Raw genomic sequence first — 14659 nt, 5'->3', positions numbered from 1 at the left:
TTTTGTTAAAATTTAGTATCAAGAAGCTGTATTGTATTTTTATTATTTATAATATATAATAAATTTGATATTATAAAAATATCCATTTTTATTAATATTTTAAATACCAGAGGTGATAAATATGTTCAATATTGATATTAATTCTAATAAAACTCTATATATTTCTATATATGAATCAATAAAAAATAATATTGAAGAAAATAAGATGATACCAGATGAAAAATTACCATCCAAAAGATCTCTTGCAGAAAGTCTAAATGTAAGTACGGTAACAGTTCAAAACGCATATAATCAGTTACTAGCAGAAGGTTATATTTATTCAAAGGAAAAAATAGGTTACTTTGTATCAAATATAGATTTCTATTTTAATAATACCAGAAAAGCAAGTGATTTTTTTAATAAAGTTGCTTCTAAAGATGAAAAAATCAACATTGATTTATCAAAAAATTCTATAAATACAAAACTATTTCCTTTTTCCACTTGGTCAAAATTAATGAGGCAAGTAATAAGTGAAAATTATGATTTGCTATTAGATAAACTTCCTAATGCTGGACTCTGGGACTTAAGAGTTGCTATATGCCAATATATAAAAAAATATAAAGATATTAATGTAAATCCAAACAATATAATAATCGGTTCAGGTACGGAACATTTATATGGACAAATAGTTAAGTTATTAGGAAGAGACAAAATTTATGCAATAGAAGACCCTGGCTACCAAAAAATATATAAAATATATAAATCAGAACATACAAATATTATACATATACCAGTAGATGATTTTGGTATGAGGACTGACTTTCTTTACTCTTCAAATCTTAACGGAAAATCCATAGACTATATACACATAACTCCTTCACATCAATACCCAACAGGTATAGTAATGCCTATCACAAGAAGGTCAGAACTACTAAAATGGGCAAATGAATCTAATAGTAGATATATAATTGAAGATGATTATGATAGTGAATTTAGGTATACAGGTAGAACAATTCCTCCCATCAAAAGTATAGATAACAATGACAAAGTTATATATATTAATACCTTCTCCAATACTATATCTCCTTCTCTTAGAATTAGTTATATGATACTACCAGATAAACTTGTAAAATTATATGAAAAAAAATTATCTTTCTATTCTTGCACTGTTACAAGTTTCGAGCAGTACACATTGGCTAGATTTATTTCTCAATCATACTATTCAAGGCATATTAGAAGAATGAGAAAAATATATAAAAATAATCTTGATGAAATAGTTAGAATACTAGAATCAAGTAAAATATCCAATAAGATTAAAATCTACAAGGAAAAATCCGGATTACACTTTGTTATGAAAATCAAATCGAAAAAAAATGATTTATGCCTTAAAAAAGATGCTGAAAAATATGGTTTAAATTTATCTTTTTTATCAGAATATAGTAAATTTTCTCAGTGTGAAAATAGTATATGTATAGTAAACTATGCTGGCATAGAACCTCATATTTTTAATAATATCATTGATATTTTAGATATAATTATGTAACTATATCTAAAACAAATTTTAAATATAAGAAAAGGCTACTCTTTTGAGTAGCCTTTTCTTATATTTTGTATATTTTATTTTTATTTACTGGTATTACTTTAATTCTCCTAATAGAGCTTTAGTGAATTTCCATACTCTTTCTACAGAAGAAATACTCATATTTTCAAGTGGTGTATGTGCATCCCTTATTTGTGGTCCATATGATAACATATCAGTATCTGGCATAATATTTTTGAATAAACCACACTCAAGACCTGCATGTATTGAGTTTATCTTTGGTTCTTCTCCATATTGCTTTTCGAATACTTCTATCGCTTTTTCTCTAAGAGGAGAATGAGCGTCGAATTGCCATGCAGGATAAGCAGCATACTCTCTTGTCTTTGCACCTGACTTTTGAGATATAACAGTTAAGACATTTAACAATTCTCTTAGTGAAGTTGTAGATGCTGAACGAACAGAAGTAGTTAATACTAATTTAGAATCTTTTTCTCCTATGATAGCATTATTCAATGAAGTCTGAACTAAACCATCTATATCCTTACTCATATACTGTACCCCATCTGGTAACATCATCAAGAAATCTATAATTCTATTACTTAAGTCTTCTACATATACTTCTTCAATTTCACAATCAGATATTTCTATCTTTAATCCTGGTTCTTCTACTCTGTATTCTTCTTTTAAGCCATCTATTAATTCATTCAATGTTTCTTTTATCTTATCAAAGTCACTACTTGTAAATTTAGCCGTAGCATTTGATGGTATAGCATTATGCTTGATTCCACCTTCAATTGACGCAAGTCTTATAGAATTTCTTATAGAATTTAAAAGTCTAGCTTCTAGTTTAATCGCATTTGCCCTTTGTAATATTATTTCCGCTCCAGAGTGACCACCCTTAAGACCTGATATTACAATCTTATATGCTGAATCTTTTGCAGCTTCTTTTTCTATATCAAAAGATATATCTATATTTGAACCTCCTGAACAGCTTACTAAAAATTCTTTTTCTTCTTCTGTGTCAAGGTTTATTAATCTTTTACCTGTTAAATAATCAGCCTTTAGTGCCATAGCACCATCCATACCTGTTTCTTCATTAGTAGTTATCAATATTTCAAGTGGTGGATGTGGTATATCATTTGAATCCAATAAAGCCAATCCCATAGCTACAGCTATTCCATCATCTCCACCTAAAGTTGTTTTATTTGCCTTTAATAGGTCACCATCAACAATCATTTCAATAGGATCAGTATCAAAATTATGATTAGAATCATCAGCCTTGACACATACCATGTCTATATGACCTTGTATAATAACTGGTTCAGATTTTTCATATCCAACAGTACCCGGTTTTTTTACTATCACATTTAAAAGTTCATCACGATGAGCTTCTAAACCTCTTTCTTCAGCAAATTTTAATACAAAATCAGTTGCTGCTTTTTCATTACCTGAACTTCTTGGAATCTGGTTCAATTCATAAAACCACTTAAAGACTTCCTTTGGTTCTAAATTACTTAAATTATCCATATAAAAACCTCCATATTTTTATTATCTAGTATATTTCAACTAAAAAAATCGCTTTTTCTGAAAGTGTTTTCTTTATTTAATGATAACTTATTTTATTAAAAACTTCAAGTCAATTGAGTAGATATTAATTTATAATATAGTAAATTAACTTTAAAGTATCTTAAATTAAGAAAATTATTTACCTAATTATATTTTTTAAATTATGCTAATAAAAAACAGATAATATATAGATATCCATATACTATCTGTTAATAATCATATTATTTTTCTGTTTTTATAAAAAATATTAAAATAATGCTTCTTTTACTTTTGATACATAATCATCAATATGAAGTCTTGCATTTTCCTCAGCCATATTCTCATCTCCTATCTCTATTGCTTCAATTATCTTCTTAAATCTTTTTGAAAATATTGTCACATCATTGAAATATTCATTGCAATAGTGCCATAGTCTCTCCGTATGTATATGTAAATCTTTTAATGTTGATCTAAGCCAAGGATTACCACAAGAATCCATAATTATAGAATGAAAAGCCTCATCCAAATCGATAGCTGTTTGATAATCATCATCTTCTTTTATATTACTTAGTTTTTCAGTAATGTCTCGTAATTCATCAAGTTTAACCTTAGAAATTTTATGAACTGCTTCTCTAGTAGCCATAGGATCTAAAACTCTTGTAAGTTCAAATAATGATTTCATATTAGTAAAGTCGATAAAAGATACTTGAACACCATATCTTGGTACTATAGTCAAAAGCATGTCCATCTCTAATCTTTGGAATGCATTTCTTACTGGCGTTCTACTAATATTAAATTCTTTGGAAATCTCTATTTCATTCAATACCTGTCCAGGAGCATATTCATTTTTTACAATTCTATTCTTTAACTCTTCATAGATATCTACTTTTTTCATAACAACTATCCTTTCTATGTGATATTACTTTTATTATACTCTGTCTTTTAGTAAAATACAATAAACATATTTTATAGAATCACACAGAATTTCATGCAATTATTTTACTTTATTAATATCATTCATAACATCTAAAATTACTTTATCTGTTATTGTCATACCATCATTACTTACCTTACCTAAATTTCTGATTGTTTCATCAACTGTTAATGACACTATACCATTTACTGTATCTGCATAACAATCTCTCTTAGCAAGTGCTGCATTTTGTACTGCTGCAGATGCTGCTGTAGATAACTTAAGCGCACAACCTGATTTTGCACCATCACATATCATACCACTAAGATCTGCTATAGCATTTTTTATAGCCCCACCAATTTGTTCTATTGATTCATCCATCAACCATGCAATACCCGCTGTTGCTCCTGTCGAAGCTGATACACCACATCCACACATTGCAGACAATCTACCTGTAAAATTCTTAATATATCCTGTAATTAAATGAGATATAGCTAAAGCTCTAGCCAATCTTTCATCTGACTGAGGGAACTTCTGACAATAAGCAACTATCGGTAATATTGCTGTTAAGCCATGGTTACCACTTCCATTTGAACTCATAACTGGTAAATCAAGTCCAGCCATTCTCGCGTCAGATGCCGCTGCTGTCAATTTCATTGAATTATTTATTACATCATCACCTAAAAGTCCTTCCTTTATAGATTCAGATATACCATAACCGACACCTATTCCTATTTTCTTTTCAAGTCCTACCTGTGCCATATCTAAATTCATCTTAGCACCATCTAATAAGAACTTTATTTCTTCAAAGTCAATATCCTCTACATTTTTTACTATCTCTTCAACCGAAGAATCATCCATTATAGTAGTTTTCTTCTGTGTAGCTGATTCAACTGGCATAAAATCTTTTTCTACATCTAATATTACATTTCCATCTTTTTCTATATATGTGAAATTATCATGTTTTTCTCTAATAATAACCTTTGCCTTGCTATTATCGCCAACGAATTCAACGCTAATAAATACTTTCTGAGTTGTATCAGCTGGTTCTATTGATAATTTACCTTCATCCATTAAATCTTCTGAAGCCTTTATTTCTTGAGCTGACATACCTTCTAATACACTTAGTCCATTTTCAGATTTTCCCCCAACTATACCAATAGCAGCAGCTATCTTTAATCCCAATCTGTTTGTTCCAGGTATACCAACACACATACCATTTTTATATATGCTTGGACTCACTAAGATTTTATTTTCAATAACCTTTTCCCCAAGTACCTCTTTACACTTAGCACATGCTAAAGCAAGCGCTACTGGTTCAGTACATCCAACAGCTGGTTTAACTTCAGCTTTTAACATCTCTACAAACTCTTTTCTTAAATCTCTCATCTTACCCTCCAATTTTATTACTATTTTTACTTTTAATTTTTACTATATAAATAGCAATTAGTATGCCAATTTTTATGCTTCAATTTTATTTTTATTGCGAAATCAAAAAACGAGCTATTCCATGTATTTTGGAATAGCTCTATGGTTATATTTTTATATTTTTTATTTTTTAACTGTTTTCCAAAAAAATTGATCTATTTTTAATTCATATTGATACTATTTTAAATCATTTAGATATATTTTATAACTATTTTATTGAATTAATTATAAAATATTATTCAAGATCATATTTTTTCAGCTTTCTATATAAAGTTGCCTTAGATATTCCCAGTTTTTCAGCAATAATTTCTTTATCTCTTTTATATACTCGATATCTTTCTAGTGCTTTCTTTATTTCTCTTCTTTCAAGTTCTTCAATAGTTCTTATCTCAAATGGTTCTTCATATTTAGTTATGTTTTTTTCTTTTTGCCTGTTTAATCTAGATGAATCTGTTTTAGGTTTCATCTCTGACACCAATGATCCTCCCATAGAAATCAAAGGCTTATCCATTTTTATAAGTGGATCACTTGATTTTATTGGTTCTTTTCTAAAATTAAATCTAGCCATTAGTTGTTCTGATTTTTCTATTATGTTTGAATCAGCCATATTTATGCAAAATTCTACTACATTTTGCAACTCTCTTATATTTCCTGGCCATTCATAAGTCATAAACATCTCTAAAACATCCGGATCTATACTATCCACTTTTTTTTCTAATTTATTAGAATAAATTTTCATCATATGTTCTAATAACTTTGGTATGTCTGATTTTCTCTCCTTTAAAGATGGAAGTACTATAGGTATCACATTCAATCTATAATATAAATCTTCTCTAAATAAATTATCATCTACCATTTTTAGCAAATTTTTGTTGGTAGCTGCAATTATTCTTACATCTATTTTTATATTTTTCTTTCCTCCTACCTTTCTCACTTCTTTTTCCTGAAGTACTCTTAGAAGTTTAGATTGAAGATGTAAACTCATATCACCTATTTCATCCAGAAAAATTGTACCTGTATTGGCAAGTTCAAACATACCAATTTTTCCCCCCTTACGTGCTCCAGTAAAGGCCCCATCTTCATAGCCGAATAATTCACTTTCAAGTAGTTCACTAGGTATCGCTGCACAATTTAGTGTTACAAAAGGTTTGTCGCTTCTTTTACTGTGAGTATGAATAGCTCTAGCAAATAATTCCTTACCTGTACCACTATCTCCAGTTATCAATATTGTTGATGTTGACTCTGATGCCATCAAAGCACTCTTTTTTACTCTTACTATACTAGGACTATCACCTATTATATCTTCTATAGTCATAGTATAATCTACATTCATTTTATTGAAATTTTCTATAGCATCTTTTTTATCTACAAAATCTATTACAAAACCCTTTAATTGCCCCTTATAAAACACTTTGTTCATATTGCAGATGCCTTTCATCTTTTTGCCTTCTGCGTATACGGTATCGCTATTTTTTCTCCCTCTTTTAAATTTTTCTAATAGTCCTTTTTCTCCGTAATCTATTATTTTAGTTATATCCATGCCTGTAGGATCATATGATATACCAAAATTCTTAGTAAATTTTGTGTTGTATGCTATTATTAGACCATTTTCATCAGTTGATACAACAGCCTTATCCATACCATCAAATACGTTTATAATTCTTTCTTTTTCAATATTAAATTGGTAAGACTTAATCTCAGCATTTAAATTTCCTGATATTAAACTTGCCATTTTCTCTATAAACGCAACTAAATTTTCTTTTTCGTTTGTAATTCTTTTCTTTTGTTCTATATCAAATGCAATCAATCCAATTACACCATAACAGTGATTATTTAGAATAATAGGACAACATAATTCTGCCTCTTCTTTGCAAGAACTCATCATAAAGCACTCCTCACATAAAGGAGATTCTCTAGGAGAGTCTATTATCATTGTCTTTTTATCTCTCATTGAAATCCCAAAAGCCGAAGACCTAGAGATTCTACTACCAACTTGGTCAGCATATTTACCTGTTCCTGCTATTCTTTGCATATCTTCATTTACAATAGTTACATCTATTTTTATCACTAGCGAAATAGCATCGGCTACCTTTTGTATTTCATTTTTAATAACGTCTAACTTCATCTTCTATCACCCCATCAGTATTTCTCTTACCAAGTTTTATTTCTTTATTAATATCTTTTAATAAAACTAATATTTTATTCAAAGTAAACTGTATCGAAAGAAGAATCACAAATAACATAACTCCTGCTACTACTTTAAAATTGATTATTCCCATTTGTTCACCTAACTTAAATTATACTATCCAACTCATCTACTAACTTAGCAAATTCCTTTAGTGCATTATCTACAGCATCTTTTTTACTCATATCAATACCAGCCTTTTTCAGCTGATCAAGTGGATACTCAGAACCTCCACTCTTTAAAAATTCTATATATCTATCAACATTCTCTCTACTATCTAGTATTAAACTACTCAACACTGAAGCTGCAGAAAAGCCTGTAGCATATTTATATACATAGAAATTAGAATAAAAATGTGGTATTCTAGCCCACTCAACTTCAGAAATTTGATCCACTTCACAAGCACCTCCATAGTACTTCTGATTTAATTCAAAATATACCTTGCTAAAATCCATAGCAGTCATTGGCTGACCTTTTTCTACCTTTTCATGACATATCTTTTCAAATTCAGCGAATAAAGTTTGCCTATAAACAGTAGTTCTAAACTGTTCTAAATAGTAGTTTAGTAGATAAATCTTTTCTTCTCTACTTGTCGAATTTTTCAATAGATATTTTATTAATAAAGTTTCGTTTACTGTTGATGCTACTTCTGCAACAAATATCTTATAAGAAGAATATATATATTCTTGGTTATTTCTTGAATAATAACTATGTATCGAATGTCCTAATTCATGTATTAAAGTAAACATTGAATTTAGATCATTATTATAAGACATTAATATATAAGGATGTGAATCATAGCTTCCCCATGAATAGGCTCCACCTTTTTTGCCTTCATTTTCATACACATCTATCCAACCTTGAGAAAATGCCTTTTTAATTAAATCCTGATATTCACTTCCTATTGGTTCTAGTGCATTAATAATAATTTCCTGTGCCTTTTCATATGATATTTCCATTTTGAAGTCTTTTGCCATAGGTTGGTAAAGATCATACATATGCATTTTATCTAATCCTAAATATTTCTTCTTAACATTCAAATATTTATTTAGTGCAGGTATATTTTCACTTACCGATGTAATCAAGTTTTCATATACCTCTATATTTATGTTGTCAGCAAAAAGAGATGCATATAGTGCTGATGGATACTTTCTAATGTTTGCATTAAATATTTCAGCTTTAATTGCTCCAAATAAAGTGGCTGCAAATGTATTTGAATATTTCTTATAAGTTCCAAACTCTGCTTCAAATGCTTCTTTTCTAACACGCCTATCTGCGCTTTTTATAAATTTATTATAATTGAAATGATTTAATTCTACCTTATTTCCTTCTTCATCTGTTATTTCTGGAAACTTCATATCCGCATAAGATAGCATTTCGTAAGCATTTTCTGGCACACCCGTTAAATCAGATACTTGGGCCATTATTTGTTCTTCTTTTTCGCTTAAAATATATGGTTTATCTCTCAATATTTCATCGATCATTTTTCTATATTTTAATAATCTCTTTTCTTTTAAGTATTCGTCTAACTTTTTTTCATCCATTTCTAGAATTTCGGGTACCACATATGAAGTAGCCTTATCTAAATCAGTTGATAGCATTTCACTTTTTGTAGCTTCTCCTAAATTTTCATTTATTCTAGTATCCTCATGATGCTTCATATGAGTATATACATAATAATGAGATAGTTTTCTAGAACACTCTTCCATCAATTTCATTACTATGTATAAATTATCGGCAGAGTCAGATAATTTTCCTTTATAATTTTTAATTTCTTCTATATTTTTTTTTATATATTTAAGATCAGATTCAATATTTTTTGAACCACTATACATTTCTTCTAAATTCCATTTAAACTTATCCTCAATCGTTTTTCTATCTTTAGCCATAGTAACCTCCTATAAATATTTTAATTATATTCTACCATACCTTGCTCTCATATGATATACTATTTCGGTAGGAGGTTGAATACATGCAAAATGGAAGAACTAAAAAATTAATAATGTTAAGCTTAATGGTCGCCTATAGCTTAGCTTTATATATACTTGAAACAATTATACCAAATCCTTTATTGGCAATTTTTCCAGGCGCAAAATTGGGTCTAAGTAATATTATAACCTTACTTTGCCTAATAAATTTTGGTTTTAAAGATACTTTCAAAATATTAAGTATTAGAATAATACTTTCAACAGTATTTGCCGGACCAGCATCTACATTATTATTTAGCATAGCTGGAGGATATTTCAGCTTAATAGGTATGCAACTTGCATTAAAATTAAAAGGATTTTCTACTATAGGTGTGAGCATTTTTGGAGCAATACTTCATAATATTGGGCAGTTATTAGTGGCTTCAATAATTATAATTAACCTTGCAATAATGTCTTTACTTCCTATGATGCTTGGCGCTTCCTTAGTAACTGGTATTTTTATAGGTATAGTAGTAAAATATGCAGATCCTGTTATGAAAGCACATAAATTAACTAATTATTAGTGTAAAATTTTTAAATGTATTTAATATTAGTATATATAATTAATTTATATATAAAAAATAGAGGCAAATGCCTCTATTTTTTTGTATTGTTATATTTTATATTTATTAGTAATAATTTTTTATAGCTTTTTTAGAATGAATTTTTATTATTTATTATAAAGATTATAAAGATTATTTATTATAAAGATTATAAAGAAAAATTCAACTTAATAGTTTTTCCAGATCTATTTACTGTTATAGTATCCTTGTCTCCCTTTGAATACGAGTACATTTTCTTACTCACATCCCCCATGTTCTTTATATCAGTGTCTCCTATTTTTAAGATTATATCATTCTTTTTAAGCCCTGCTTTTTGAGCTATAGTTCCACCTTGAACTCTTCTAATTATTATACCGCTATCAAGTCCTAAGCTTTCTCCTGTATAAGATTCATAAGTTTTCACGTCAATACCAGATACACCTAATAAAGCTCTTTCATAATTTCTTTCGTCAACTACTCTTTTTACTACATTTTTAGCTGTATTTATAGGTATTGCAAAACCAAGATTATCTGCATTTGCTTTTACAGTATTTATGCCTATCACCTGACCATCTTGATTAAGTAAGGGGCCACCACTGTTTCCTGGATTTATACTTGCGTCAGTCTGTATTAATCCCGACATATTTCCACCTTGAATACTTATATCTCTATCCAAACCACTGATAATTCCTTGCGTTACAGAATACATAAAGTCTGTTCCCAATGGATTACCTATAGCAATGGAAATATCACCTACATTGAGCTTATCACTATCTCCAAGCTCTGCAGGTATAAGGTCATTTCTATCTACCTTTAATATAGCAAGATCAATATTAATATCATTCCAAATTACTTTACCTGAACTAGTTTTCTTATCATTAAATAGTACATCTACTTTTTGTGCATTACCATCAGATATCACATGTGAATTTGTAAGTATATAACCCCTTTTATCCACTACAATACCAGTTCCAGAACCTGCCTGTACTTGTCCACTAGAAAAAAAATTATCTTCTGATACTGTTTGTGATACTATACCTACTACCGACGGAGAAGCTTTTTGGGCAACTGCTTGGTATATATTTTGACTTTTACCACTGTTATTTGATTGTATATTGATAGTATTCCTCTTGCTATCCATGCTTTTATTTGCCTGACTTTGATTTATCATATTCTTTTTTTCAAGATAATTTACTGTTGTCATACTTGAAAATATAGATGAAAATATTGCTACAATTAAAAGACCTATTATACTTTTAAACTTCATTTGATTCCTCCTTGCAAAATCTATTTATCTAATTTTATTCCCTCAGTCTTAAAAATAACTTAAAATTAATAAAAAAGATAGGCATAACTATTATACCTATCCCCGACAACTATTTAATTTATATACCCTTTATTCTTTCCTTTAATTCATCAGATTTATCTTCATAACCCGGTTTTCCAAGTAGTGCAAACATATTGGTTTTATAGTCTTCAACACCGGGTTGGTCAAATGGATTAATATCCATCATATATCCATTTATCGCACAAGCTTTTTCAAAGAAGTAAATTAGCTTTCCGAAATTATATTCATCAAGTCTTTCAATATTAATCATTAAATTAGGTACTTGACCATCCGTATGAGCAAGCATAGCACCTTCTAAGGCTTTATGATTTACATAATCTACACTTTTATTCGCCATATAATTCAACTTGTCAAGATTTTCCTCATCTAATATAATTTTTAAATCTTTTCTAGGCTTTTTAACATTTAATACCGTTTCAAACATTATTCTCTTACCATCTTGAATATATTGTCCAACTGAATGCAAGTCTGTACTGTAATTTAAAGAAGATGGATATATGCCTTTTTGATTTTTTCCATGACTTTCTGCAAATAACTGCTTCCACCATTCAGAAAATGTCTGTAGTTGGGGTTCATAATTTACTAATAGCTCAATATCTTTTCCCTTTTGCTCTAAAATCATCCTACATAGTGCGTACATATATGCATCATTTTTATATACATCCTCGTTCATATACTCTTCTCTTGCATCTTTATTACCTTCCATTATCATATCAATATTAAATCCTGCTACTGCTATTGGAAGTAAACCTACTGGTGTAATTACTGAATACCTTCCACCTATATCATCTCTTATAACAAACTGTTCATATCCTTTTTTATCAGACAATTGTTTTAATGCGCCTTTTTTAGCATCTGTAGTTGCATATATTCTTTTAGAAGCTTCTTCTTTACCATATTTTTTTTCTAAATGATCCTTAAAAATTCTAAAAGCTATAGCTGGCTCTGTAGTAGTTCCAGATTTTGAGATAATGTTTATAGAATAATCTCTATCACCTATTACATCAAATAAGTCTAATATGTATGAGGAACTAATATTGTTACCAGCATAGTATATTTCAGGTGTTCTTCTTTCTTTTTTATCTATATTATTTCTAAAGTTGTGACCCAACATATCTATTGCTGCTCTAGTGCCCAAATATGATCCTCCGATACCAATTACTATTAAAACATCTGAATCATTTTGAATTTTTTTAGCTGATTTTTTTATTATTTCAAATTCGTCTTTATCATAATTTATTGGATAATCCATCCATCCTAAATAGTCACTACCTAAACCATTTCCTGTATGTAAATTATCATGAGCATTTTTTAATAACGGTAACAAATTTTTTATATCTTCGTCACTTATAAAGTTTTTTGCATTACTATAGTCTAATTCTATACTTTTCATATATTACTCCTTAATTGTGTTATTAAGCTATTACTTATCTTAAACATAATAATATTATTATTTATATTCTACATTATCGGTATTTTTTTATCAAGTTACATAATTTATATAAATAAAATATACATCTTATTTAAAAGACCTAAAATTAGATATTATATACTCAGCACATTTTATGCCATCTACTCCTGCTGTAACTATACCACCTGCATAGCCCGCCCCTTCTCCACATGGAATTAAGTTCTTTATATTTAATGAATTCAATGTTTTCATATCTCGATTTATTCTCACTGGAGAGGAAGACCTAGTCTCGATTCCCGTCATAATAGCATCATCATCAGCAAACCCATGTAATTTTTTATCTAAATTAATCAAGCCTTCGCTCAAAGCATCAGCTACAAATTTTGGTAAACACTCTCTTAAATCAACCATTTTAACACCGGGTTTATAAGATGGTTTTACCTTTCCTATAATATTTTCTTTTTCTGAATCCAAAAAGTTTCCTACACTTTGACATGGAGCATAATAGTTTGAACCTCCTAGCTCAAATGCTATTTTTTCATATTTTTCTTGAAAATATACCCCTGCCAATACATCCTCACTTTCAAAGTCCTCTGTCCTAATATTGACTAAAAGCCCACTATTAGCGTTATCTTGATTTCTTGCATGTTCGCTCATTCCATTAGTCACTAATTGCCCCTTAGAGCTTGCAGAGGCAATAACCATTCCTCCTGGACACATACAAAAACTATATACACTTCTATCATTAGATACTTGTGTGGTTAATCTATAATCAGCTGGACCTAATTTATCATGACTAGAAAATTTTCCGTATTGACTATTGTTTATTAAGCTCTGTAAATGTTCTATTCTAACACCCATAGCAAATGATTTTTGCTCCATATGAACTGAATTTTTTTTCAACATTCTAAAAGTATCTCGTGAACTGTGCCCAATTGCTAAAATAAGATGTTGACACTCTATTATCTCATGGTTATTAACTTCAATAGCTTTTACTTGCTCATCTTCTATAAGTATATTTGTAAGCTTGCAATTAAATCTTACCTGACCACCTAATCTTATTATTTCTTTTCTTATATTTTTTACTACATTTTTTAAAATATCAGTTCCTACATGAGGTTTATGAGAATATAAAATATCTTCTGGTGCACCAAAATTAACAAATTCTTTCAGAACTTTTCTACATCTAATATCTTTCATTCTAGTAGTAAGCTTTCCATCCGAAAATGTCCCCGCTCCACCTTCACCAAATTGAACATTTGATTCATCTTTTAAAGTTCCAGTTTTCCAAAATGTTTCTATATCTTGCGTTCTTTGATCTACATCTGCTCCTCGCTCTATTAGTATAGGATTATAGCCTCTTTGAGCTAGTAACAAACTTGCAAACAGTCCTGCAGGTCCAGCACCGACTATAATTGGCTGATTTACTAGCTTTTCTTCTCCCATATCAATATCATGATATTCATTTGTCTGAATTTGTTTTACATCCTTATTTTTATAATATAATATTCTCTTTTCATTTTTCACTTCTATATCAACTGTGTAAACAAGAGATATTTTATCCTTTTTTCTTGCATCAACTGATTCCTTATAAATTGAAAAGTTTTTTATGTCACTTTCATTTATTTTTAGATTTTTACAAAGTTTTTTCTTAACTAAATCTATTGAATCATCTATATCTATTTTAATATTTGCTACTCTAAGCATATTGTCCTCTTCTCAAATAATAACTTCTTACATATTCATATAATAACAACTAACAAACTACAAATAATAACAAAAGACCACAAAAGTGGTCTTC

The 14659-nt window shown here is 29.1% G+C and carries 11 protein-coding genes; 2 read left to right on the top strand and 9 right to left on the bottom strand.

Going from position 1 to position 14659, the window contains the following annotated elements:
• Positions 1-121: 121 nt before the first annotated feature.
• The gene (gene pdxR / locus O0R46_RS02400; RefSeq protein WP_269311996.1) at positions 122-1522 is read left to right on the top strand and encodes a MocR-like pyridoxine biosynthesis transcription factor PdxR; all 1401 of its coding nucleotides are present in this window, start codon (positions 122-124) and stop codon (positions 1520-1522) included.
• Between the two features lie 93 nt (positions 1523-1615).
• Here pdxR and O0R46_RS02395 read toward each other — a convergent pair whose 3' ends face one another.
• The 6 genes from O0R46_RS02395 to pepF all read right to left on the bottom strand — a co-directional run bounded on the left by O0R46_RS02395 (position 1616) and on the right by pepF (position 9479).
• The gene (locus O0R46_RS02395; protein ID WP_269311995.1) at positions 1616-3046 is read right to left on the bottom strand and encodes an aminoacyl-histidine dipeptidase; all 1431 of its coding nucleotides are present in this window, start codon (positions 3044-3046) and stop codon (positions 1616-1618) included.
• 286 nt (positions 3047-3332) lie between these two features.
• Positions 3333-3959, bottom strand: a complete 627-nt coding sequence (locus tag O0R46_RS02390) for a GntR family transcriptional regulator (protein WP_269311994.1) — start codon at positions 3957-3959, stop codon at positions 3333-3335.
• Positions 3960-4058: 99 nt separating this feature from the next.
• A complete protein-coding gene (locus O0R46_RS02385; protein ID WP_269311993.1) occupies positions 4059-5366 on the bottom strand; it encodes an L-cysteine desulfidase family protein in 1308 nt (435 codons plus the stop codon).
• 274 nt (positions 5367-5640) lie between these two features.
• A complete protein-coding gene (locus O0R46_RS02380; RefSeq protein ID WP_269311992.1) occupies positions 5641-7530 on the bottom strand; it encodes a sigma-54 interaction domain-containing protein in 1890 nt (629 codons plus the stop codon).
• Positions 7511-7684: a hypothetical protein gene (locus O0R46_RS02375; RefSeq protein WP_269311991.1), complete on the bottom strand. Its 174-nt coding sequence runs from the start codon at positions 7682-7684 to the stop codon at positions 7511-7513. Before O0R46_RS02375 ends, O0R46_RS02380 begins: the two co-directional genes overlap by 20 nt.
• Before the next feature lie 13 nt (positions 7685-7697).
• Positions 7698-9479 (bottom strand): oligoendopeptidase F, encoded by a 1782-nt coding sequence (gene pepF, locus O0R46_RS02370; protein ID WP_269311990.1) that lies wholly within the window; start codon positions 9477-9479, stop codon positions 7698-7700.
• Between the two features lie 83 nt (positions 9480-9562).
• Here pepF and O0R46_RS02365 point away from each other — a divergent pair, with 83 nt between their 5' ends.
• Positions 9563-10081, top strand: coding sequence for a Gx transporter family protein (locus tag O0R46_RS02365; protein ID WP_269311989.1), 519 nt, complete (start codon positions 9563-9565; stop codon positions 10079-10081).
• Positions 10082-10268: 187 nt separating this feature from the next.
• Here O0R46_RS02365 and O0R46_RS02360 read toward each other — a convergent pair whose 3' ends face one another.
• From O0R46_RS02360 to O0R46_RS02350, 3 genes are all read right to left on the bottom strand, one after another.
• The gene (locus O0R46_RS02360) at positions 10269-11366 is read right to left on the bottom strand and encodes a S1C family serine protease (RefSeq protein ID WP_269311988.1); all 1098 of its coding nucleotides are present in this window, start codon (positions 11364-11366) and stop codon (positions 10269-10271) included.
• 118 nt (positions 11367-11484) lie between these two features.
• Complete coding sequence (locus O0R46_RS02355) at positions 11485-12840, bottom strand: glucose-6-phosphate isomerase (protein ID WP_269311987.1); 1356 nt, start codon at positions 12838-12840, stop codon at positions 11485-11487.
• Between the two features lie 126 nt (positions 12841-12966).
• Positions 12967-14565, bottom strand: a complete 1599-nt coding sequence (locus O0R46_RS02350; protein ID WP_269311986.1) for an NAD(P)/FAD-dependent oxidoreductase — start codon at positions 14563-14565, stop codon at positions 12967-12969.
• Positions 14566-14659 lie beyond the last annotated feature (94 nt).

The organism is Peptostreptococcus equinus (assembly GCF_027125355.1).
In the GTDB taxonomy this organism is placed as follows: Bacteria; Bacillota; Clostridia; order Peptostreptococcales; family Peptostreptococcaceae; genus Peptostreptococcus; species Peptostreptococcus equinus.
Note: the sequence above shows the minus strand (reverse complement) of the source record. Positions and strands in the feature narration are given on the sequence as shown.